Genomic DNA, 23588 nt, shown 5'->3' with positions numbered 1-23588 from the left:
CCGGCTGTGCACTCTCTTGCCGCGATGGGTCCCGCCCCTGCGGCCCCTCACGCGGTACGACGCTCAGGGCTGGTTTGATCGGCCGCCGTAACCGGCTGTCCGACCTTTCGGTCTCCCGTCGGCAGCGGCAGCGGCAGCGGCATGGTGATGGTGATGGTGTCTGCTGCGGCTGGGGCGCCGCGTCCGGTGGCCGCTACGGTCTTTCAGCTGACGCAGTCGTCCGCGTCCGGCTTTTAGCCCGTGCCAGGTTTTGCCGGTCGCGGTCAGGGTGAGGTCCCAGCCGGGCCACTGCGCGTTCATGGGGATGAGGAGGCTGCCGGCTCGGCGGGCTCGCGCGCTGAGCGCGCGGGCGGTGGAGGCGGAGACCGGGCCGGTGGTGTTGACGGCCACCACTGGTAGTCCATCGAGCAGTTGCGCGACCACGCTGGGCCAGTCTGGGCCGGGGTCGGCCACGATGGCCAGGCGGTCCAGCGGCAGGCCGTGCTCTGCGGCGGCGACCATTCCTAGGCTGGGGTCACCGACGACCGCGGCCCACTGGCCGGTGGCGACGATCGACGCCAGGACCGCCCAGAGCAGTGTCCGGGAGCCGGTGACGGCCAATGTTGCGCCACGTCGTAGCCCGCCGGGCCATGGGCACAGCTCTCGCAGGATTGGATGCAGCGGCAGCACCGCGTCGGTACCCGCCGACGTCGCCGCTGACGCTGTGGTGACCGGCCGTGTCACCGAGGCCAGTTGCCGGTGGCTGCTGGCCGCCTCGGTGACCGCTTGCAGTGCACGGGAGATCGCGGCTGGGTCGGCGGTGTTGACCGCCGTCGGTCCCGACGACAGCGCATCACCCATCCGTTGACCTCCCCTTTACCGGCGCAGCGGGAACCGCCACGCGCTCAACTCCGGGGAAGTGGAGTAGAACACCTGTACGAATTGATCTTAGTGACCGTACCGGTAGCGGGGTGCCGTCGGGCCGAGGTTGGAAACGTTTGCTGGCCCGCGGGGTGCCGGTGTGCCGGGTGTCGGGGTGGGCTGGCGGGTCACTGTGGCCGACTCGTCCTGGTCCGGCAAGGGGCCGGAACATCTTGGCTACGCCAAGATGTTCCGGCTGTTTCCCTTGCCGGCCGGCGTCCGTGTCGGCCGTCGTGCCCTTCTCGCCAGCCCGCCACGCGACACCCCGGCCAACGCGCCGGCACCGGTAGCGCAGGTGGGCTTCACCTATCGGGAGGGAACCTCATGAGTTGGACCATTCACCACGTCGATCCGCGGCTGCTGGTGCCTAACGAGACGAACCTGCGCCACGACGAGGGCGATGTTGAGGATCTGCGGGCATCCGTCCGCGCCGTCGGCATTTTGCAGCCGCTGGTCGTGATCGCCGACCAGTGCGCTGACGGGCAGTCGCAGACCTACACCATCGAGATCGGCCACCGGCGCCGCAAAGCGGCCCTGGCGGAGGACTTGGCGACGGTGCCGTGCCTGATCGCCCCGGACAGTGACGCTGCGGTGCGGATCGTGCGGATGCTGGGTGAGAACAGCGCCCGGGTGGACCTGACCGAGTCCGAGCACGCCGATGCCTACGCCCAGCTGCTGCTGTTGGACTGGACCCCGGAGCAGATCACCGCCGTGACGGGCCGTCCGGTGGAGCAGGTGAAGGCGGCCGTGAGTCTGACGAAGCTGCCGGCGCGAGCCCGTCAGGCCGCCGACCGGGGTGTGCTGACGTTGGAGGACGCCGCCCAGTTGGAGGAGTTCGCTGACGACGACAAGACGATCGAGCGGCTACTCCGGCGTGGGGGGCACGGCTGGGGCCTCAAGCACGCCATCGCTGATGAGAAGGCCAAGCGTGAGCGCAGGGACACGGTCGCCCAAATGAAGGCCCAGCTGGTGCTCGACCGAGTCAAGGTAGTCCCGACTCCGCAGGGCTGGGGCTATGGCACCCACACGATGACCGCGGCCCGGGATCTGGTCGACGCCGACGGTGTGCGGCTGGACCCCGAGCAGGTCAAGACCAAGCCGGGGTTCGCGGCGATCATCGTCAACAGCAGCACCGCGCCGAAAGTCGAGATCGTTTGCACCGATCCGGCCGATTGGGGTTACCGCAGGGCCCGTGATGTGGAGGCCGCGCAGGCCGATCCGGAGAAGGCCGAGCGTGAGGCCGCGCAGGCGGCGCAGCGGGAGGCGCTGACTGTGGCTGCCGGGGTGCGGGAGCAGTTCGTCCGTGAGGCGTTCGGCTCGGCGCGTGGGGCGAAGAAGGTGCTGGTGGAGGCGGTGCGGTTGGCGGTGCTGGCGCCGCGGCTGCTGACCGTCGGCGGCAACGAGAATGACCTGGTCGCCGCGTTGGCCGGTGCGGCGCTGCACCCGGCCGCCGAGACGGCCGGGGCGGACCGGTTGAATCGGATGCTGGTGGCCCGCTGGGTCGGGGCGTGCGAGACCAACCTGCGGCGGTACGAGGACCAGTACACGTACTCGGCGAACGAGGCGCAGGGGTTGGCGTACCTGAACGTGCTCACCGGCGTCGGTTACCAGCTCAGCGACGCCGAAGCGCAGTTGCACGCCGAGTTGTCGCAGCACCCCGACGACCAGGACGACGACGGCGAGGCGGCCGAGGCCGTGGAGGTCGTTCCTGGTGATGAGGACGGCGCTGAACTGGGCGAGGACGGCGAGGAGCTGACCGAGGAAGCCGACACCGCCGCGGACGCGGATGCGGTGGGGGTGCCCGATGACCTGTCGAGCTTGGACGACATCGACACCCCCGCCGTGATCACGGCCTGAATCACCATTCGGCCCGGTCACGGGCTGGTGTTCGTCTTTTCGTGCCTGGCACGACCCCAACACGCCGTGCCAGGCACGACCCGTCTAGGGAGTTTTCTATGAGTGAGCAGTGCGCTGTCGGCGCTGTGCCGCGGGTGTGGGTGGGGTGTCTGGGCTGCTACAACGACGGTTTCCTACCCGGCGCCTGGTTCACCGCCACCACCGCACCGACCGACATGACCACCTTCAACCAGCAGGTCCGCGACGTCGGCCGCTACCACCAGGTCGATGAGCATGAGGAGATCTGGTGCCTGGACCACGAACACTTCGACGGTGTCCTGACCGGCGAGTTCGCACCGGCCACCGGCGCCCGCGTCGCGGCCCTCATCGCCGACCTGGCCACCGAGCAGCGGCACGCGCTGGCAGCCTGGATTACCCACACCGACACCACCGCCACGACCCTGACCGACACCCATATACAGCAGTGGCGGCAGGGGTACATAGGACTGTTCGACAGCGAGGAAGCATTCGCCAGGGACCAGGCTGACGAGGAACACGGCAAGGCGCTGGCGGCGATGCCGTGGCCGTTCGGGCACATCGACTGGCCCGCAGCCACCACGGATCTGTTCTCCACCCGGTACTGGTCCCACCGCGTTGTCGGCGGGGCGGTCGACGTGTTCCACGAGCAATGAGCGGCGCTGACCTGCTCGCCTCCGGCTGGTGCCAGCAGCACCACCACCGGCTCGCGACCCACTGCCCGCCCAGCTGTATCCGAAGCGCCCGGACCCTGGCCCTGATCATCGAGGTGGTCACCAGTGAGTGACAAGGATGCAGGCACGCAGCCGGCCGACGCCGGCCGGCAACTGGACATCACCGTCCATCCCAGCGGTGACGGCCGGCATCGGGGGTACTTCGTACAGGTGCCGCTGGCCCGGTGGCTGGCCACGATCGCCGACAGCGACGACGACCTGACTGATCACGCCCAGGGGTGGATTGTCGAGAACGCCGGCCTCGGTGGGCTCGGCTGGGCCGGCTCCGAGGAACTGAACGCCTGGCTGACCGCACGCTTCGGTGAGGACCAAGTGTCCGGCGCGTACGGCGAGGGTGAGCCGTGGGCCCTGTCCACCCAGACCTCGGCGAGCCTGCTGGCCGAGGAAGCCGCCGGGTTCGTGTGGGCGCACACCACCGCCGGGGAGCTGGTGATCGTCTACGCGGACCGGTTCGGTCGCCTCTGCTCGCCCGAGGTGTGGCGAGTGCGGGTCGGGGTGAGCGAATCGGCGGTTAACGACTTCACCCGCGCTGTCGGCACCTGCCCGAGCGGCCACCAGCTCGACTACGACGGCGACCGGCACCGGATCACCGCCGACCTCGACCATCTGGTCGCGGTCGGTTTCAACGAGCTACTGCGGGTGGAGGTCGACGCCTACGGCGACCTCGATCCCGACAGCGTTTGGCTGGCCTGTCCGGTCTGCGGCCAGCCGGCCACGTTCACCACCATCACATGAAAGCGAGGGACCACCGCATGTCCACACCCGACCCTGCCGCTAGCGAGGACGGCCCGCGGATCATCCGCATGCTCGACGCCAGCACCGAGCACCTCCCGCCGCCGCTGCGGCACCCCACCACCGGACTGACGGCGGTGACCGGAGTAGTCGCTGACGCCCGCGAGTACGGGTTCCTGCTGTGGGTGCCGGCCGACCCCGACGCCTACGCCACCGACTATCCCGGCGTTCGCGCCGACGTGCTGGCCCTGCAGCGGTACGCGCGCGAGCTGGGTTGTGACTACGTGCTGCTGGACTCCGACGCCGAGCCGGTCCCCGGCCTGGCCGTCTACCCCGAGCCGCTGATGCAGCCGTAGACCGACGCCGCACAGAGAACCGTTTCAACGCTTGTGGGCCGCCCGAGGTGGGCGGCCTTTGTCATGCCCGCAACCCCACCCGAGGGTTGCGGGCCCTTTTCGTTTCTGGGATTGGAGAGATGCTCTATGTCGGCGTTCATGGTGGGGACAAGGCACATTGATCTGCTGGTGTCTGCCGCAATCGGTACCCGCACCGACGACCAGCTGCGCTGGTTCGCTACCGCCACCGACAGCAGTCAGCCGCGCAGCATGTCCGACCTGCAGTGGGCCCGCCCCGATACGGCTGACGCGGTCGGCGCGATGCTGCTGGCGGAGAACGCCGCGAGCATCAACTACCGGTACCCGAACGACGAGCCGGAACGGCCGACCGGGTACCGGTGGACGCGGGTGCCGGTGCCGGGGCCGCTGGTGGTGCTCAAGGCGATCGACTGCTTCGACTACCAGGCGTGTGAACACCCCGGCCGGGAGACCAGCCAGGCGTGGCGGTTCTGCGACGCGCTGCGCCGCAAGATGATCCGCCAGCTTCCCGGCTACAGCGCCGCCGACGGCTGGGAGTACACCGGCACCACCGTCGGGAGCCAGCGGTGAACCGCCTGCAGCTGTACCGGCGCGAACGCGCCGACGGCGTACGGGCCGTGCTGGCGTGGCGGCGCGCTACCGAGGCCAGCACCGTGCCAGCGTGGGCTACCAGCCTGTGCGCTGAGCAGGAGTGGTGGCGTGGTGAGGTCGACGGCTGGCAGGTGAGCATCACCACCGTGATCGAGGACTGCCCGGACATCTCCTGGCTCGGGGAGTTCACCGACGACCCCGCCGGCGCGGTGCCGAACCCGGAGTACCAGCACGGTCGGTACCGGTACTTCCGGCCAGCTACGCCGCCGACGCGTGATGCCCTGTGGAATGCCGGCGTCGCCCGCCGCGATATCGGACGGCAGCTGCACGAGATCGCCGTCGAGAATGCGCGGCTGGCGCTGGAACCGCATTACATGATCCGCATCGAGGTCGAGCGCGACGACGGGCCGTCAGGTGTCGCCAGCATCGGCGGGGTCTTGCTCGACGGGTTCAACGAGGTGTTGTGGTTGGTGCACGAGCACCAGCTGATCACCGAGGCCATCGAGTCCGCCCGCGAAGCCCACGCGAGGCAGTGCGGCAAGATCGCCGCGGTGTGCCGCGGCTACGGCCACGAGCCTGAGTCCGTGGGCTCAGGGCAGTCGGGGTCCGATGGGCTCCGGCCGCGTCACTGCGATGGCACCCCCGACGGCCGGTACACCGTGACGCCGGAGTGGTGCGGCTGGACCCATCCAGCACCAGGGTTGCCGCTGGGGCAGGCGTGGGTGGCCCGCTGGTGCGGGCAATGGCTGGCCGCAACCGCCACCGCGACCGCCGCGTGGGCGGCGTGCCGCGGCCACCAGTGCCAGCGCGGGCTGGTCCGGCCGCCAGGGTCGGCGCGGTTCGTCGGGGTGTTCGGGTACGCCTACCGCACCGCCGACGGCTGGACCGGCGCCACGTTGGCCGATTGCCCGACCGTCGAGTTCGTCACCGCATCCGGTCTGACCGAGGCGCGGCAGATGGCCCGCCGGATGCCGGGCGTGGGGGTCGGCGACGTCATCCACACCGGCGGGCAGATTCGCACCGTCACCGAGCTGCTGATCGCGGTGTACGAGGTCCGCCCATGACCCTCCGCAAACAGGCTATGCCCGCCACGCCGGCATCGACGCCGGTGGTGGAGGTGTGGGAGGAGCCGGCCCGCTACGGCTGGACCTGCACCCGCTGCCGGATCGGCACCTTCCCCGAATGGCGCACGCCGGAAGCGGCGCGGGCCGACGCCGACACGCACACCTGCACCCCGCGCCCTAAACCCGCTGTGAGGAGCTGACGATGGAAACCGATTCACTACAGGTGTTGGAGCGCGAGGCTGCCTCCTACGTGTGGGGTCGCCAAGACGCCGGTGAGGGCGAACGGGACACGCTGAGAGCTGGCGAGTTCGCTGAGGCGTACCGGACACACGCGCACCGGTTCGCCACCGCGCAAATCTGGTGGCGCTCCAACCTGCAAAGCGCGTGGGAGCGGTGGGCGTGCCACGCCGATATCGAGGCCGCTCACCAGGGCTGCTGCGAACAATTCCGCGACGCCGAGGACCACAGCGGCCCCGGTGGTGGGCCGTAGCCCGCGGGCCGCGCGGCGGTCGGTGGCGGCGTGGGCCCCCGCGCGCGGGGTGATTGGCGTGGGCCGAGCGAAGCTCGCAGCCCCCACGGGCCGTAGGTGGGGGCTGCGGAGTACCGCCCCGGCGATGGGCTTTATGGCAGCTGCGCGTTTGGCCGCCTGGTTGGCCGAGCGGGCTGCGGAGTCTTGCACCGCTGACAGCGGGTCCGACGCGCACGGCGGGTTCGACGCGTGACGGGTCGTCGGTGATGGGGACGGGTGCCATCGCGGTTGCGGTTGCTGCCGTCACCGCCGCAGGGCGCTCGCACGGGCGGGCCGTTTCGGCCCGGGTTCGGTGCAGCCGCGCGAGCTGTGCGGCCGGCTTAGCCAGGAGGCGGGCCGGGCCGGAGCGGATGCCTGTTTCGGGCTTGACCCCGGCGGCGGCGCGCTCGTGCCGCTAACCGGTCGCCGGGTGCGCCGTCCATCGGTCACGATCCTGCATCGCGGCGGCGGCAGCCGTGACCTGGACGGCTGTTCATCTGGCCCGCCACGGCGTCACGTCCGCCGCCTTGCGAGGTGTCGCACCACGGAGCGCGGCGGCGCGCCCGCCTCTGGGATGCGCTGCCTTGCACCGCGGGGCCGGGTCTACGTCGCGGCGCGGCGTTGTGCCGGGGTGGTACCGCTGTAGTCGGCGGTGCCACCCCGGTCTTGTTGAGTGCGTTGCCTTTCGGAGCCGAGGCCGTACGCGGCGCGGCTTGAGCGAGTGGGCCGAGACCGTCGGCGTGCCGCAACAGGTTGATTGTGTTGGCGCGGATCGAGGCCCGGGTGACTGCCCAGGCCGGTGCCGGACACGCCTACGCGCGGGTGGACGGCGATGTCCGTCGTTGCTTTGGGTCGCGTGGTGACGGCAGCGACCGTCCGGCCCGGCCGCGTCGCGCTGCGCTGCGCTGCGTGCACGGTGGCCCGCCGTGGCTACCGATCCGAGGTCAAGCTGCTGCCCGCCAGGAAACGAGGGCGTGGCCCAGTAGCAGGCGCCGGCCCCCGCCGATACCGGTACGGGTGCGCGGCCAGCGGTTGCGGTGGTGGTTGTCGACGGATTCCCGGTTGCCGGGCCCGGGGCCTTGACCGGAGCCGGGGGCGGGTCGGATCAGGCTCGGACTTCGGCGTCGCTTCGTGCGACGCGGTCGCGGTGAGCTGACACGCGGGCAAGCCGCCGTGGTTCGTGTCGGCGAGGTCCGGTCGGCGGGTGGTCGATAACTGTCAGCGCACCGCCCACCGGCGGCACATCCCGCACTGGCGCCCGATCCTGGCCGTCCCGGCCCTCAGCTTTCGGCACGGCTGTCGGCCGACGGGGGGTGCGGTCGACTGGGCCGCCGGTTGCCTGCGGTGGTGGCCCGTGCTGATGGTTGCGCCGGTTGCCCGCCGCTGACCGGTGACCTGCTGTGGTGCTCCTGGCGGGCCGTCGGTGGTGTGCGTCTCGGTTGGGTCAGGGGCGGGGTGTGGTTCCTGCGGGGGCGCAGCACTCGCGCTGATGGACCCGAAGGTCAGCCCACCCCGTTCGGGTTTGGCAAGGGCCGCCAACCATCTTGACACCCGTGCCGCCTGCGGCGGCGTCAAGATCGTTGGTTCGGCTGATCCTTGCCGCCCCCGCCCGATGGCGGGCTTGACCGGTCCTATCAGCGCGGCGCTGGCACCGCAGGAGACCTCGACGTCCTGCCGGTGACCGACCAGCGGACCGCACCACAGAACTCACGGTAGGAGCACGCTCATGCAGTTCAACCTCACCTTCGAAGGCAACCTCGGCGCCGACCCCGAGCTGCGCGTCACCCCGTCCGGGGTGTCGGTAGCCAGGATGTCGGTCGGTCACTCCACCCGCCGCCGCGACGCCAAGTCCGGCGAGTGGGAGAACGGGCCGACGGTGTGGATCGAGGTCACCTGCTGGCGGGAGCTGGCCGACCGGGTCGCCGGCCTCAAGCGCGGCGACACGGTGATCGTCGATGGCCGCAACGACCTGTCCGCCTGGGCCTACACGGTCCAGGCCAGCGGCAAGCCGGCGGCGAAGTTGCAGGTCACCGCCAACAACGTGTCGGTGTCGATGCGGTTCGCCGAAGCCGCCAGCCTCCGCAAGCCCCGCACCACCGTGGCGCCGGACAACGAGGACATGTGGGCCGGCACCGAGGCGCAGGTCCCCGACAGCCCGGCCGAGCTAACCGAACTCGCCACCGCCTAACCGACATCCCCTTCGGTGGGGTCGGCCGCCCGGCCGGCCCCACCCGCCTTCCACCAGTCACCGAAGTCTTTGGAGTTGATGACCGTGTCGTTGTTCACCTGCATCGTCGAAGGCAAGCTCACCGCGTCCCCCACCCGAGGCCACACCCGTTCCGGGGCGGTGTGGGTGCAGTTCCCGATCGTCCACCGCGAGCGCTACCGCGACCAGTCGGGCCGGTGGGTCGACGGCAAGGCGATGTTCCTGGACATCGTCTGCTGGGGGACGCTCACCGACCGGGTCGGCGAACTGGTGCGCGGGGACCAGGTGGTGGTGGAGGTCGGGCACCTGATGGCCTACGACAACGACTCGGATCTGCCCGCGATGAAGGCGTCGGCGCGCAACGTGTCGGTGTCGATGCGGTTCCAGCCCGCCCACTCCGGCACCCGTACGGCGCAGCGGCGCGGGGACGTCGTGGTCACCGCGGACGGTGAGCGCATCGCCTCGCAGGCGTACCCGGAGCGGGTCGCCGACCTCGAACTCGCCCACTAACCCGATCGCTTCGCTGGCCCCACCGGATTCCGGTGGGGCCAGCGCCGTTTTTCAGCCCAGAGGAGATCTGCCATGTCTGCCACCCCCACCGTCGACCCTGATCTGCTGGAGTGCGACGACTGCCACGCGCCGGCCGGTGAACCGCACCACTACGCCTGCATCTACCTACTCGACCTCGGCCTCGGCGACGACGACCACGAGGTGTGTCCACCGGAGATCCACGTCCTGCTGCCTGTGGAGGCGAACCGGTTCGGTGAGCCGTACGACCGGGCGGTCGCCGATCTGCTCAGCCCATTGTTCGACTCTGGCGTGGTCACCGCGTGGCGGCTGGCGTTCCCGCCCGGCGACGCCCGCCACGGCGCGGGCCCGACCGTGCCGGCCGAGCGGCCCACGCTGCCAGCTGGGCGGCGGTGGTTCACCGTCGCCCTCACCCTCCCACTGGCCGCACCGCAGGTGCGGGCCGAGGACACGGCTGTGTGGGCGCCGGTCGCCGCCGTGGCCCTGGCCGGCGAGCCGGTCGTGGTTCACGGTCGCCAGCAGGCCGCGCCCGGCCGGTATGCGGTGGCCGGTGACTTCCCCTACCAGCCGGCGTCGTGCCGCGACGACTCCGGCCAGGGGCGGTGGCTGGCCGGCGGTCGGCTGCTGATCTGCATGGGCTGCGGCACCGACTGCACCTGAGCCGCCGCGCCGCCACGGCGGTGCGGTCACTTGCTCGCGGGCGTCACCCCTGACCGGGGTGGCGCCCGTTTTGGTTTCCACCCGATGAAGGAGGCACCTCATGTCCGAACCAACCACCGCAGCCGGTGAGCTGGGCGGCGGTATCGCCGTTCGCCAGCGGCGTATCCGCGAACTGCAGTTGCTGTTTGCGCTGCACCGTTACGGGCCCGGCTACCAGCGCGTCACCGGTAACGGTGTGCGGTACGTCGCCGAGATCGTTAACGCCACCGCTGATGAGCGGGCGTGGCTGCGCTCGCGCGTCGCCGCCGAGCGGCAGGTGTGGCAGACGCCGTACCGCACGGACGCGCAGTGGGACGCCGAGCGGCGCGACCGGGGCGAGGCCGCGTTCACCGCCTCTGACACCGCGTGGAAGGCCGGCCGTCCGGGGCGGTCGCTGGAGCTGGTCGACGAGGCGTACGCCTACGGCGTACTCACCCCCGACCAGTGGCAGGCGCTCGCCGACTACATCATCACCAACGCCGCCACTGCCGTGCCGCCGGCCGCTGACACCGGCTCCGACGCGGGAGCCGGTGCGGGGGTGGTGTCGTGAGGGCCGTGACCAACACCGAGCTGTTCAAGCTGGTCGAGTGCGGCCACGATTGTCGGTCGGCTCGGCTGTCGGCCGTCGATGTCCTTGGCCGCTACGGCGGCACGACCGTGCCCGCCGGGCAGCTTCACCCCGCCCCGGCGGCCCAGTTGGCCGCGGCGTTGGAACGCCAGTACGGCGAACCCGGCAGCGGCGACCTACCGGCCTACGTGGTGTCCTGCGATGGCACGCCGGTGGCGTGGCTGACCCTGCGCGGGCAGGCCGTCGCCCCGGCCGCCACACTCACGGCGTTGCAGCACCGCCACCAGGACAAGGCCCTGACCGCGCTCGCCCGCGTCACCGATCACGTGATCGTCGGTCTGGCCGAACGCCGCGACGCCTACGAGCACCGGCAGGTGACACAGTCGCCGACTGAGCACGGCGGGCCGGCGTGGGTGCGGGTCGCTGCCGCCGAGGACCCGACCCGGACGTGGTGGACCTGCGTGTCCGCCGACTACGACACCGCGCTGGGACAGGTGCGCGGGCTCGTCGGTTCGGACCGGGTCCGGGTGATCCGGTCGGCCGGGTACGGCATCGGCGCGACCGTGCTGCGGCATCCCGGCCTGGATGTGGTGTGCGCCATCCAGCGCACCGCCGACCTCACCGGGGCGCCACCGGCCGTCGTCGGTGAGTGGGTGGTCACCGTCGGGTGCCAGGATCCGGCGGCGATCGGGCAGCAGTTCCCGCCGGCGTACGCGGGTCGGTTCGCCAACCGGGAGGAGTTCGCCGTGCACCTGTGTGCGGTGCGTGGGTGGACCAAGGCGATGACCGAGGTGGGCATGGGGTCGGAGTACCTCGACCAGTCCCGGTTGACCTACGACCTGTTCCGCCAGGAGTTCCTGGCCATCACCATCCCCGGCGGTGGCGGCATCGCCGTAATCGCCCGCTGACCGACACCACCCAGAGGTGGCCGCGCCCGAGGATTCGTGCGCGGCCACCTCGCGTTTCTTCTGGAGGCGCTGTGACGAACCACCTTCTGGCCGCCGCGCTGTCCTACGCCCGCGCCGGCCACCACGTTGTTCCCCTGCACACCCCGACCGGCGACGGTTGCTCGTGCTGGGACCTCGACTGCCCGAGTCCTGGCAAGCACCCACGCGTGCGCCGGGGCCTGAATGCGGCGAGCACCGACCCGGTGGTGCTGGCCGGCTGGTGGCGGCGCTGGCCGAGCGCCAACGTCGCCCTGCGCACGGGGCTGCTCATGGATGTCTGCGACATTGATGTCGCAGACGCCCGGCACGATATCGCTGCGCTGCTCGACGAGCACTGCGCGGCCGGGCCGCTGGTTGCCACCGCCCGCGGCTGGCATCTGTGGGTGCGCCCGACCGGGCTGGGCAGCACCGCCGGGTTCCTACCCGGCGCCGATTGGCGCGGCCGTAACGCGCTGGCCGCGGTCCCACCGTCGCTGCACGCGGCCGGGGTTCGGTACCGGTGGGTCCGCGATCACCTTCACCGGATCCCGACGTGCCCGCCGCGGCTCCTGGCAGCGGTGCGTCCCCGACCAGTCCCAGTCCCGGTCCCGGCGTTGTCTACCGCGGCGGTCGGCGACGCCGGCCGGTACGCCGCCGCCGCGCTGGCCGCTGAGGCGCAGCGGGTGCGCTGCGCCATCCCACCTACCGGTGGGCGGCCGGGGAATCGCAACGACACCCTCAACCGGGCCGCGTTCAACCTCGGCCAGCTCGTCGCCTCCGGCGCCCTGGGCGAGCACACCGTCCGGGCGCACCTCACCGAGGCGGCACTATCCACCGGTCTGCCGGTGGCCGAGACCCGCCGCACCATCACCTCGGGTTTGAGCGCCGGAGGCCGCCACCCCCGCCGGCGGCGCGCCTGACCCCGCACAGCAGTGCGCCCCGGACTCGAACCCGAGCCCGGGGCGCACCCACTCATTCCGCTATGTCGACCAGTCACCGCCCTCCCGCCAGTACGGCGCCTCACCGCCGTCGGGGTCGTTGTCCTCGCCGACGTCGTCGTCCTGCGGCTGCACCAATCCGTGCCGCCCCGCCGACTGGTTGTGGCCGTCGCTGGCGTAGTCGTTGGTGGCGACCGCGTCGCGGATCGCCGCCAACGACCACCCGGTCAACTCCGCCACTGCCGTGCGGGTCTCACCCAGCTCCAGCATCGCCCGCAGCGCCACCGCTACCAGCTCGCTGGCCTCCTGCGTCTTCATCTCACCGACCGCTGTGACCTTCGCCAGCTTCGCCGCCGTGTCCGCCTCGATCTGCTCGACGGTCGCGGTGTGCTCGAAGAACTCCGCCAGCGCCTGCTCCACCTTCCTTTCCCGAACGAGTCGTTCGGCGTCGCGCCGCTGTTTCGCTTCCTGCGCCTTACGCATCGCCGCGTAGCGCACTCCCTTATTTCTCATGAGCGAAACCGTACGAGCCGGCCATCAGTTCTCGTGAATAACCAAACCAACCCCCGCCAACCCCACACAACCCCAGCCAACACGCATCCACAAACCACACCCAACCCACCCACATAACCACCCTGAGCAGCACGAACAGCCGAGATCAAAGATCACGAACAAGAGACGAGACACCTCTTGCACTACCAGTGAAAGTGGGTCATGGTGGTCCTCCGCCCAGCGCCGATCGGAGGTGAACACCACCAATGACGGCACCCGTTTTACCCCAATTGTGGAATAGCGGTTTTGGTGTGTGGTTCGCCATTTTCCGAAATGGGTGGCGGTGAGCAGTCGTGGTGATGACGATCCACAAACTGTCCGTCGGCGACGGGTACCTGTACCTGACGCGCAACATCGCCGGCGGCGACGTGGACAAGAAACGCACCCAGGACGCGGCCGACTACTACACCGCCGAGGGCAACCCGCCCGGCACCTGGATCGGCCGGGGCGCACCCTTGCTCGGGCTCGCCGGGCAGCAGGTGACCGAGGACCAGATGCGCGCCCTTTACGGGCATGGCCAACACCCCGACGTGGACCGGATCATCGCCGAGTACCTGGCCCAGCACGCCAACCCGGAGATGGGTGAGAAGCAGATCGCGGCCCTGACCGCTCAGGCCCGCAAGGCCGCGTCGTTGGGGCGGGCGTTCCCCGACTATGAGGCCCTGGAGCCGTTAAAGCAGAGGGTTGCAGAGCGCGCCGCCCGGGTGGTGAAGGAGACCGGGCGACGTCCCACCGAAGCCGAGATGAAGAAGATCCAGCGCGAGGAAGCCAGCCGCGGTCGAGGCGGTGTCGCCGGCTACGACGCCGTCTTCGCACCGGTGAAATCCGCCGCCCTCCTGTGGGCGCTGGACCCGCGCGAGGAGGTCCGGCAGGCGATCTTCGACGCCCACCAGGACGCCAAGAACAGCGCCCTGGCCATGCTCGAACGCGATGCCGCGTTCACCCGTACCGGCGCCGGTGGGATCGCCCAGGTCGATACCAAAGGTTTGATCGCGGTGGCGTTCGACCACTACGACTCCCGTGACGGTGACCCCAACCTGCACACCCACGTCGCCATCAGCGCCAAGATCTGCGGCACCGACGGCAAGTGGCGCTCCCTCGACGGGCGCGCCCTTTACCGGGTCACTGTGGCGGCATCCGAGCACTACAACACCCAGTTCCAAGCCGGGGTCACCGCCCGCCTCGGCGTCGGTTGGGTGGCGCGGACTCCGCACGGTAAGAAGCAGCCCATCTATGAGATTGACGGCATCCCCGCGCAGGTCATCGACCACTTCTCCCGCCGCCGCAACCGCCTCTACGCCACGTACCAGGAGCTGATTGACGCCTACCGGGTGCAGCACGGCAAAGACCCGACCCCGGCGGTGTGCCACAAGCTCGCCCGCCGCGCGACCCTGGACACCCGCGACGGGAAGAAGCCGCCCCGATCGCTGGCCGGGATGCGCGCGGAATGGACCGCAGATCTCACGAAGCGGTTCGGGCGTGGGGCCATCCAGTCCGTCATGGACGCCGTACCCGGCCCCGGGCGGCGCGCTCCCGGCCAGCCAGTTGGGGAGCCGGACGTGCCGGAGTTGGCGTCGGTGGTGGTGGGCAATGTGTCCGAGCAGAAGTCCACCTGGTGTGCGGCGAACCTGCACGCCGAAGCCGAACGCCTCATCCGCGCGCAAGGTCACGCCACCGACCCGCAGGCGGCCAACATCCTGGTCGAACAGGTCCTGGACGTCGCGGTCAAGCAACTGTCGATCAGCATCGAAGCACCCGCCATGGTCCCCGAACCGGCCGAGTTGCAGCGCGCGAACGGGGACTCGGTATTCCGGCAGCACGGCGCCGCCCGGTTCACCAGCACCGCCGTACTCGCCGCCGAGGACCGCCTGCTGGACGCCGCCCGCACCGCCACCAACAATGGGCTGCCGAAGGTCACCGTGCAGGCCGCCCTGGCGGGGTTCGACCGGGACGCCAAGTACCCGCTGGATGCCGGACAACGGGAACTGGTGACCGCGTTCGCGTGCAGCGACGCCCTCATCGCGGTCGGGATCGGCGCCGCCGGCACCGGTAAGACCACCGCGATGCGCGCCTACCTGCACACCGTGAAAGCCCACGGCCGGCGCATCATCCCGTTAGCCACCTCCGCATCCTCGGCAGCTGTCCTCGCCTCCGATCTCGGCGTACCGGCCGAGAACCTGCACAAGCTCCTTCACGAACACCTCGTCGGAGAACACGCCGAGGCGCTGTGGGAACTGGCCGACCAACCCGATGCCCTCCTGCCCCGGCAGGCGCGGCAGTTCGCGCTGGGCGCCGGAGACGTGATCCTCGTTGACGAGGCCGGAATGGCCGGCACCGCCAACCTTGACCGGCTGCGCGCCATCGCGCAACGCCACGGCGCCGTCATCCGACTGTTGGGCGACTACCGGCAGCTCGGCGCCGTCGAATCCGGCGGCGCCCTCCGACTGATCGCCCACGACGTCGGCGCCGTCGAACTGTCGGTCGTGCACCGCTTCCACAACCCCGCCGAAGCCGCCGCCACACTTAAAATGCGGGTCGGGGACAACAGCGCACTGGACTTCTACGAGCAGAATCAGCGCATCAAGGGCGGGTCAGCGCACGCCATGCTCGACGCCGTCTACAACGGCTGGCAGCAAGATACCGCCGCCGGCAAGGTATCGATCATGTGCGCGGCCACCAACCACGACGTCACCGCCCTGGCCGCCCGCGCCCGCCTCGACCGCATCGCCCGCCGGCAGGTCGAAGCCGCCGGCGTCGAACTGCGCGACGGGAACCTCGCCGGCCGCGGAGACTGGATCGTCACCCGACGCAACAAGCGCCGCTTCACCCTCAACCGCGGCCGGGACTGGGTCCGCAACGGCTCCTGCTGGACCGTCGTCCAACGCCACGACAACGGGACGCTCACGGTACGCAGCATCGAGCACAACGGCACCGTACGACTACCCGCCGACTACGTCGCCGCGCACGTCGAACTCATGTACGCCACCACCGTCCACCGCGCCCAAGGCGACACCGTCGACACCACCCACGCCCTGATCACCGACGACGTCGCCCGCGAAAACCTGTACGTCGCGGCCACCCGAGCCCGCGCCAAGACCACCCTCTACACCGTCACCCACCAACTCCTGGACCTCGACGAAGACCTACGCATCGACAAAGTCCGGTACGACCCCGACGCCCGCGCCGCCCGGGAAGTCCTGGAGAACATCATCGCCCTGGACACCTCCGAACTCACCGCGACCGAGGCGATCCGCGACAACCAACACCGCGCCGAATCCCTGGCCACCCTGATGCCGCAGATGATCCACGTCGCCGAACTCGCCGCCGAACCCCGCTACCGGCAACTCGTCCTCGACACCCTCGGCCCCGAGGGCGCCGACCTGGTCGAAGACGAGGCATGGGGCGGCATCCGCTCCGCACTGCTGAACGCCGAGAACAACGGCTGGCCCGCCGCCCAACTGCTGGCCGCAGCCGCCCAACGCGGCCCCCTCACCGAGGCACGATCGCCGGCGAAACTACTGGCCTGGCGGCTGGACCACATCACCAACACCCGGCCCGCACCCCCACCACTGGCGCGCCCCGACGCCGACCAAGCCGACCGATACGCCACCCTGCTGGAACGCCACACCGGCACCCGACCCCGCACCAACCTCCTGACCGCGACCCCTGGTGCGCTGCGCACCGACACCACCACCGGCAACGACGACGGCCACATCGGCGTGGACATCGAACACCTCGACCGGTACGCCGCACTAGCCGCCCACGCCACCGCAACCGACCCCCGCACGGTCGCGGCCCACCACGCCTGGCCCCGCCTGGCCGCCGCCATCGGCGCCTGGCACCGCGCCGGCCGGCACCCCAACCAGATCCTGTCCACCGCTGACAACGACCTGGACACCTTCGCCAATGCCGCCGCCCACTACGCCCAGCAGCACGGCGTCCCAGCCGCCGACCAGTTGACCCCGGCGCTGCTGCGGCACCACCAGACCGTCACCGATGTCCTCGGCCCCGAACTCGCCGACCAGGTACGCGTACAGCCCGGGTGGACCGCACTGCACGCCGCCCTCGCCCGCGCCCACCGGCAAGGCCACGACCCCAAAACTCTGCTCGCCACCATCGCCAGCGCGCGGACACTCGACGACGCCGGCTCAGCCGCGCAGGTCCTGGCCTGGCGACTCAACCGCTACCTGACCAGCCAACCCGCCCCCACCCACACCCCCGGCTCCGCAGGCGCCTGGGCCACGATCGCGTGGACACTGGCCGCGCACGAACATGCCGGCGGCACCGCCGAAGAACTCCTCCACACCGCCCCAACCGGCGCCAAGCTGCACGACCTAGCCGCCCACATCACCGAACAGGCCCAAGCCGCAGCCGCAGCCCGCCGCGACGACCGAGCCGTCCCACCATGGACCCCGAACGTCCTCCCCGACGCCGCGACGAACGTCGACCCGCACCTGAGGTACCTCGCCGACTCCGAACAGCAGATCGCCGCCCGCACCACCCAACTCGCCGAACAGACTGCCCGAGAACGGCCCACCTGGGCCGGCGCACTCGGCGAAGAGCCGACCACCCGACACGAACGCAACCGGTGGCTGCGGCAGCTCGGCATCGTGGCCGCCTACCGCGACCAGCAGAACATCACCGACGACGACCCAGGCCACCCCCTCGGCCCCTACGTAGAGGCGGGCAAGGCCGGGCACCGGGCCTACTGGCACGCCGCCCGAGCCATCATCGACGCCCAACCCACGAGGCGGGCCGCCGCCGGAACCGTACTGGGCGCTGACGACCAACAAATCGCCACGGACACCTACCTGGCCCTACCCGAAGGCGAACGGCGGATCGTCGCCGCCACCGTCATCGGACGACTCGGCGCCATCTGGTACGGCGACACCACCCACCCCGACGAAGCCATCACCCACCCCACCTACGCCCCACACCTCCACCGCGCACTACGCGACCACCGCCACCTCACCGACCCACAAGGACAGCCGACGCAGCCGGCCGCCGACACAGCACCAGCAGGGCCGCCGCCACCCCGACCGCGACGTGATCCCACCCCCATCAGGGCACGCGATAGCCGGTCGACCAAGACACCAAGGCCGACAACGGAGCCGGCTCAGCCACCGAAGCTGCTACCGCCACCCCGGCCACAACCGCGGCCAGGTGGACCCCAACCACGCCCCTAACCCGGTTGCCGATCGCGCACGCAGCAGCCCAGGAATCTGCACCGCCGGCACCCTTCGACGACACCACGAATCCGACGGCATCTCCGGAACGCAGACGTCGAGGGCACGGACGAGACGCGGAGTTGACCGAGCATCTGGGCTATGACAAGCACGACCCGGCTGGCCGTGGCAGCGGCAACTCTCGTAACGGGACTCGGACCAAGACGGTGTTCACCGAGGTCGGGCCGGTTCAGATCGAGGTGCCGCGGGATCGGGATGGCTCGTTCGAGCCGGCGATCGTGCGGAAGCGGCAACGGCGCCTGAACGGGATCGACCAGATCGTGTTGTCGCTGACCGCCCGAGGGTTGACGACTGGGGAGATCGCGGCGCACTTCGCTGAGGTGTATGGGGCGTCGGTGTCCAAGGACACGATCTCACGGATCACCGACAAGGTGATCGCGGAGATGCTCGAGTGGTGCCAGCGTCCGTTGGACCGCGTCTACCCGGTTGTGTTCATAGACGCCCTGGTCGTGAAGGTGCGAGACGGTCAGGTCACCAACCGGCCGATCTACGTGGTGATCGGCGTGAGCGTCAACGGTGACCGCGACATCCTGGGCCTGTGGGCCGGCGACGGCGGTGAAGGCGCCAAGTTCTGGCTCGGTGTCCTCACCGAGATCAAGAACCGCGGTGTGGCCGATGTGTGCATCCTGGTCTGCGACGGGCTCAAAGGACTGCCCGACTCGGCGGCCACAGTGTGGCCGCTGGTCACCGTCCAAACGTGTGTCCTGCACCTGATCCGCAACACGTTCCGGTATGCCTCCCGGCACCACTGGGAGGCCATGGCCAAGGACCTGCGACCGGTCTACACCGCAGCGACCGAAACCGCCGCAGCCAGCCGGTTCGCCGAGTTCACCACCCGGTGGGGGCCACAGTATCCGGCGATCATCAAGCTGTGGGCCACGGCCTGGAATGAGTTCGTGCCGTTCCTGGACTACGACGCCGAGATCCGGAAGATCATCTGCTCCACCAACGCCATCGAATCGTTGAACGCCCGCTACCGACGCGCCGTCAGAGCCCGCGGCCATTTCCCCACCGAGCAAGCGGCACTCAAGTGCCTCTACCTAGTCACCCGATCCCTAGACCCCACCGGCCGCGGCCGCGCCAAGTGGGCCGTCCGCTGGAAACCCGCCCTCAACGCCTTCGCCATCGCGTTCGAGGGCCGTATCGTCCCCTCCACCACCAACTAACCCGCCGAGCCGGTTACACCGGCAATCGGACAGTCCCACGAGACGCTGGCTGATGCGATCGGCACGGCACGTTTGCCGACGGACGAACCAAAGCCCTCCGGTGATCGAAGCTGTGGGCCCTCGCATGCGCTAAGTGCATTGAGGTGCTCGATTCTGGTTTGTGGTAGAGCGGCCGGCCTAGGGTCCGGCCGCTCCGTTCGGTGGCCTTCGTCTTGCCGGCCCCACCTCCGAATAGGCGTGGCCGGTCGGCAAGAGGTGACCTCGCCGTGGTACCCCAACGACCATCTCGCGAGTGATCGATGGAGCGCTACCGGCGGCTCCCGCCGCTGTGGACAACGTCGCGCCTGTGGATAACCACCTCGCCCTTCCCCTCCTCTGCTATGGCGTTCACCCCACCACCGCGGCGGCTATTGGAAGTCGCGGGAGCCTGTCTGAGCTGGTGCGTTCAGTGGTAACGCGTGGTCGGCGACGAGGTTGACCACGCCGCTGTACTTCTCCAACCGGCCGCGGACGAGCAGCGCGTTGCACTCGCGCAGGAGCCGGCGGTGGCGTTGCCAGAACCCTGGCGAGCAGACGATGTTGAGCATGCCGGTCTCGTCTTCAAGGTTCAGGAACGTGATCCCGTTGGCGGTCATAGGCCGTTGCCGGTGGGTGACGATCCCTCCCACCCGTACCCGATCACCGTGCTCGTGATCCACGAGCCGGGCCAGTGGCACAGCCTCCGCGGCGGTGAGGGCTTGTCGTAGGAAGGCGATGGGGTGGGTATCCGGTGACATGCCGGTGGCCCACACGTCGGCCGCGAGCAGGTCCAGCTGCGACATCCCCGGCAAGGTCGGTGGAGGTGGGATGCCGACGGCGAGCCGGTCGGGGCGTTCGGCTGCGGCGGCGCCGGCCTGCCACAGCGCCTGCCGCCGCTGCATCCCGAACCCGTCGAACGCCCCTGCGGTGGCAAGTGCCTCCAGCACCGGAGCGGTGACACCGGTGCGTCGGGCCAGGTCGTCGATGCCGGCGTAGGGGCCGTGTCGATCGCGTTCGGCTTCGATCTGTTCGGCGGCCTCGGGGCTGACGTTGCGTACCGCAGACAGTCCGAGTCGGATGGTCGGCCCGCCGCGTCCCCACTGCTCGGGTGGCTCGTCTACGCCGGCGGCGGTCTTGGTGTCGGTGATGGTGGTGAGGGTGGCTTTGGCGCCGCTGGTGTTGATGTCTGGGCGCAGGATCTGCACGCCGTGGCGTCGGGCGTCGTCGCACAACGATTGGGGGTTGTAGAAGCCCATGGGTTGGTTGTTGAGGAGGGCGGCGCAGAAGGCGGCGGGGTGGTAGCGCTTGAGCCAGGCGCTGGCGTACACGATGAACGCGAAGGACATGGCATGGGACTCGGGGAAGCCGTAGGAGGCGAACGCGGCCAACTTCAAGAAGATGTCATCGGCCAGGTCACCAGTGATGCCTCGTTGGGCCATGCCGGCGTAGAGGCGGTCCTTGAGGCGGTTCATCTTCTCGGCGGAACGTTTGGAGCCCATGGCCCGGCGCAGCTGGTCGGCCTCGGCCGGGGTGAACCCGGCCACGTCGATGGCCAGCTGCATCATCTGCTCCTGGAACAGCGGCACCCCGTACGTCTTAGCCAGGCTGTTGACCATCGCCGGGTGTGGGATGTCTGCCACCTCTTCACCGTTGCGGCGGCGGATGTAGGGGTGCACCGACCCGCCCTGGATCGGCCCAGGCCGGATCAGCGCGACCTCGACCACCAGGTCATAAAACTTGCGCGGCCGGAGACGAGGCAGCGTGGCCAGTTGGGCGCGGCTTTCCACCTGGAACACGCCGACGGCATCAGCGCGGCACAGCATGTCGTACACCTGCGGATCATCAGGTGTCAGATCCCCAAGGTCCAACTGCTGGCCGATCAGGTCGTAGGCGTCATGCAGGGCACCGAGCATGCCCAGGCCGAGGAGGTCGAACTTGACCAGGCCGGCGGTGGCGCAGTCGTCTTTGTCCCACTGCAGGACGGTGCGGCCGGGCATCCGCGCCCACTCCACCGGGCAGACCTCGATGACGGGCCGGTCGCAGATGACCATGCCGCCGGAGTGGATGCCCAGGTGTCGGGGGAAGTCCAGCAGCGCGGTCGCGTACTCGACGACCTGCGCCGGCACTTCGGTGACTTCGTCGGAGGTGATGGCCGACCAGCGGTCGACCTGCTTACTCCAGGCGTCCTGCTGGCCGGCCGAAAAGCCGAACGCGCGGGCGACATCCCGGATGGCGGAGCGGGGGCGGTAGGAGATGACGTTGGCGACCTGCGCGGTGTGCTCACGGCCGTAGGTGGTGTACATCCACTGGATGACTTCCTCGCGGCGGCCGGATTCGATGTCCACGTCGATGTCGGGTGGGCCGTCGCGTTCGGGGGCCAGGAACCGTTCGAAGAGCAGGTTCCAGGCCACCGCGTCGACGTTGGTGATCCGCAAGGCGTAGCAGACCGCGCTGTTGGCGGCTGAGCCGCGGCCTTGGCAGTAGATGTTCTGGTTGCGGCAGAAGTCCACGATGCTGTGCACGACCAGGAAGTAGCCGGCAAACCCCAACTCCTCGATCATGTTCAACTCGCGCTCCAACTGGACGTACGCCTTCGGATTGGCCTGCGGCAGCCCGTACCGGTCCGCCGCACCCTGCAGGGTCAGGTGACGGAGCCAGCTGATCTCGGTGTGACCCGGCCGGTCGAAGCGCGGCAGCCGCGGCGCCACCAGGGTCAGGTCAAACGCCAACTCCGCACCCAGCCGGGCGGCGTTGGCGACCGCGCCCGGGTAGTGGGCGAACCGGGCGGCCATCTCGGCGCCGGAGCGCAGATGCGCGGTGCCGGCCGGCAGCCAACCGTCGATCTCATCCAAACTCCGGCGGGCCCGCACCGCAGCGACCACGTTGCCCAGGTGATGGCGGCCAGGCCGGGCGTAGTGGACGTTGTTACTGGCCACCACCGGCAAACCCCGCTCAGCGGCCAGGGCGGCGAGAGCGTCGTTGCGGTCGACATCGTCGGGGTTACCGTGCTCGATCAACTCCACGCCCACACCGTCGGGGCCGAACAACGCGACCAGCCGATCCAACTCCACCTCGGCCGCCGCGTACCCACCGGTGCTGAAGGCCAGGGGTACGTGGCCCTTGCGGCAACCGGTCAACACCAGCACTTCATCGCGCAGTTGGTCGGCGAGGTCCTCCAGCGACGGGTACCGCGGCATCCCCTTGGTTCCGCCGGCGAGCTGGGCTCGGGAGATCACCCGGGCTAGGGCGGCGTAGCCGTCCGGGCCGCGGGCCAGCGCCAGCAGGTGCGGGCCGGGCGGATCCGGCTGCCCGGCCCGCTGCTCGGTGAGGTCCATCGACAACTCCGCACCGAACACCGTCGGCAGCTTCAACGCCCGCGCTGCCTCGCTGAACCGGACGATGCCGTAGAAGCCGTCATGGTCGGTGACCGCCAGCGCTGTCAGTCCGAGGTTCACGGCTTCCTCGGCTAGCTCTTCGGGGGTGCTGGCGCCGTCGAGGAAGCTGAAGTTGGAGTGCGCGTGCAACTCCGCGTACGCCACGCCACTCGCGGCAGACGCTGGCGGGAGTGGCGGCGGGGTGTAAGGGGATCGTTTTCGACTGAAGGCGGGACCGTCGCCACCGTCAGCGTCGGCTAGGACCTCACCCGGTTCCCGGGTGCTGCGGCCGGAGAGCCGCCGTTCCAGCTCCGACCAGGGAATATCCGGGTTGTTGAAGCCCACCCCGCACCCACCCCGCACCCACCCCAGCCGACCCCTCGAAGCCCCAAGGCACCTACCGCAGTTGCCCTATGACCTTGATCGACTCGAACATACGTTCGATAGGTGGAGCCGTCAAGATCACGGTTGGCGGCAAACACGCGACGACTCGGGCGCCGGATCAGCGATGCCGCCGTCGCTGTTCGTGAAGGGCATCCAGGCATGGCGATGACCACGCCCTCCGCCGACGACCGCGGCGTGGCGAACTGCC

General features: G+C 69.9%; 20 protein-coding genes. 17 read left to right on the top strand and 3 right to left on the bottom strand.

Going from position 1 to position 23588, the window contains the following annotated elements; all coding sequences use genetic code 11:
* Positions 1–63: 63 nt before the first annotated feature.
* Positions 64–840 (bottom strand): DnaE2-dependent mutagenesis accessory factor ImuA', encoded by a 777-nt coding sequence (imuA', locus tag IEY94_RS01030; RefSeq protein WP_189168090.1) that lies wholly within the window; start codon positions 838–840, stop codon positions 64–66.
* Positions 841–1224: 384 nt separating this feature from the next.
* Between imuA' and IEY94_RS01025 the strand changes: the two genes are divergently transcribed.
* From IEY94_RS01025 to IEY94_RS00960, 15 genes are all read left to right on the top strand, one after another.
* Positions 1225–2757, top strand: coding sequence for a ParB/RepB/Spo0J family partition protein (locus IEY94_RS01025; RefSeq protein ID WP_189168089.1), 1533 nt, complete (start codon positions 1225–1227; stop codon positions 2755–2757).
* A gap of 98 nt (positions 2758–2855) precedes the next feature.
* The gene (locus IEY94_RS01020; RefSeq protein WP_189168088.1) at positions 2856–3428 is read left to right on the top strand and encodes an antirestriction protein ArdA; all 573 of its coding nucleotides are present in this window, start codon (positions 2856–2858) and stop codon (positions 3426–3428) included.
* Positions 3425–3559 (top strand): hypothetical protein, encoded by a 135-nt coding sequence (locus tag IEY94_RS23885; protein WP_268244810.1) that lies wholly within the window; start codon positions 3425–3427, stop codon positions 3557–3559. The genes IEY94_RS01020 and IEY94_RS23885 overlap by 4 nt, the downstream gene beginning before the upstream one ends.
* The gene (locus IEY94_RS01015) at positions 3552–4241 is read left to right on the top strand and encodes a hypothetical protein (protein ID WP_189168087.1); all 690 of its coding nucleotides are present in this window, start codon (positions 3552–3554) and stop codon (positions 4239–4241) included. Before IEY94_RS23885 ends, IEY94_RS01015 begins: the two co-directional genes overlap by 8 nt.
* Before the next feature lie 17 nt (positions 4242–4258).
* Positions 4259–4594, top strand: coding sequence for a DUF5983 family protein (locus IEY94_RS01010; protein ID WP_189168086.1), 336 nt, complete (start codon positions 4259–4261; stop codon positions 4592–4594).
* Between the two features lie 168 nt (positions 4595–4762).
* Positions 4763–5182 carry a hypothetical protein gene (locus IEY94_RS01005; RefSeq protein ID WP_189168085.1) on the top strand — a complete coding sequence of 140 codons (420 nt, stop codon included), beginning with the start codon at positions 4763–4765 and terminating at the stop codon, positions 5180–5182.
* Positions 5179–6267 (top strand): hypothetical protein, encoded by a 1089-nt coding sequence (locus IEY94_RS01000; RefSeq protein ID WP_189168084.1) that lies wholly within the window; start codon positions 5179–5181, stop codon positions 6265–6267. Before IEY94_RS01005 ends, IEY94_RS01000 begins: the two co-directional genes overlap by 4 nt.
* The gene (locus IEY94_RS00995; RefSeq protein WP_189168083.1) at positions 6264–6467 is read left to right on the top strand and encodes a hypothetical protein; all 204 of its coding nucleotides are present in this window, start codon (positions 6264–6266) and stop codon (positions 6465–6467) included. The genes IEY94_RS01000 and IEY94_RS00995 overlap by 4 nt, the downstream gene beginning before the upstream one ends.
* Before the next feature lie 2 nt (positions 6468–6469).
* Complete coding sequence (locus IEY94_RS00990) at positions 6470–6757, top strand: hypothetical protein (RefSeq protein WP_189168082.1); 288 nt, start codon at positions 6470–6472, stop codon at positions 6755–6757.
* Between the two features lie 1744 nt (positions 6758–8501).
* On the top strand, positions 8502–8963 hold the full coding sequence (locus tag IEY94_RS00985) for a single-stranded DNA-binding protein (RefSeq protein WP_189168081.1): 462 nt from the start codon (positions 8502–8504) through the stop codon (positions 8961–8963).
* A gap of 78 nt (positions 8964–9041) precedes the next feature.
* A complete protein-coding gene (locus IEY94_RS00980) occupies positions 9042–9491 on the top strand; it encodes a single-stranded DNA-binding protein (RefSeq protein ID WP_189168080.1) in 450 nt (149 codons plus the stop codon).
* 72 nt (positions 9492–9563) lie between these two features.
* The gene (locus IEY94_RS00975) at positions 9564–10169 is read left to right on the top strand and encodes a hypothetical protein (RefSeq protein ID WP_189168079.1); all 606 of its coding nucleotides are present in this window, start codon (positions 9564–9566) and stop codon (positions 10167–10169) included.
* Between the two features lie 100 nt (positions 10170–10269).
* Entirely contained in the window at positions 10270–10758 is a 489-nt protein-coding gene (locus IEY94_RS00970) for a hypothetical protein (protein WP_189168078.1), read from the top strand.
* Positions 10755–11684 (top strand): hypothetical protein, encoded by a 930-nt coding sequence (locus IEY94_RS00965; protein WP_189168077.1) that lies wholly within the window; start codon positions 10755–10757, stop codon positions 11682–11684. Before IEY94_RS00970 ends, IEY94_RS00965 begins: the two co-directional genes overlap by 4 nt.
* A gap of 71 nt (positions 11685–11755) precedes the next feature.
* Positions 11756–12622, top strand: coding sequence for a bifunctional DNA primase/polymerase (locus IEY94_RS00960; protein ID WP_189168076.1), 867 nt, complete (start codon positions 11756–11758; stop codon positions 12620–12622).
* Between the two features lie 60 nt (positions 12623–12682).
* Here IEY94_RS00960 and IEY94_RS00955 read toward each other — a convergent pair whose 3' ends face one another.
* A complete protein-coding gene (locus IEY94_RS00955) occupies positions 12683–13153 on the bottom strand; it encodes a hypothetical protein (protein WP_189168075.1) in 471 nt (156 codons plus the stop codon).
* 338 nt (positions 13154–13491) lie between these two features.
* Between IEY94_RS00955 and mobF the strand changes: the two genes are divergently transcribed.
* Positions 13492–18378 carry a MobF family relaxase gene (gene mobF, locus IEY94_RS00950; RefSeq protein ID WP_229783304.1) on the top strand — a complete coding sequence of 1629 codons (4887 nt, stop codon included), beginning with the start codon at positions 13492–13494 and terminating at the stop codon, positions 18376–18378.
* A gap of 5 nt (positions 18379–18383) precedes the next feature.
* A complete protein-coding gene (locus IEY94_RS00945; RefSeq protein ID WP_373291150.1) occupies positions 18384–19604 on the top strand; it encodes an IS256 family transposase in 1221 nt (406 codons plus the stop codon).
* Positions 19605–20011: 407 nt separating this feature from the next.
* Here IEY94_RS00945 and IEY94_RS00940 read toward each other — a convergent pair whose 3' ends face one another.
* Positions 20012–23341 carry an error-prone DNA polymerase gene (locus IEY94_RS00940; RefSeq protein WP_189168073.1) on the bottom strand — a complete coding sequence of 1110 codons (3330 nt, stop codon included), beginning with the start codon at positions 23339–23341 and terminating at the stop codon, positions 20012–20014.
* Between the last annotated feature and the right edge of the window lie 247 nt (positions 23342–23588).

The organism is Pilimelia anulata (assembly GCF_014647895.1).
Lineage (GTDB): Bacteria > Actinomycetota > Actinomycetes > Mycobacteriales > Micromonosporaceae > Pilimelia > Pilimelia anulata.
The sequence above is the reverse complement of the archived record's forward strand: the minus strand, read 5'-3'. Positions and strand labels throughout refer to the sequence as shown.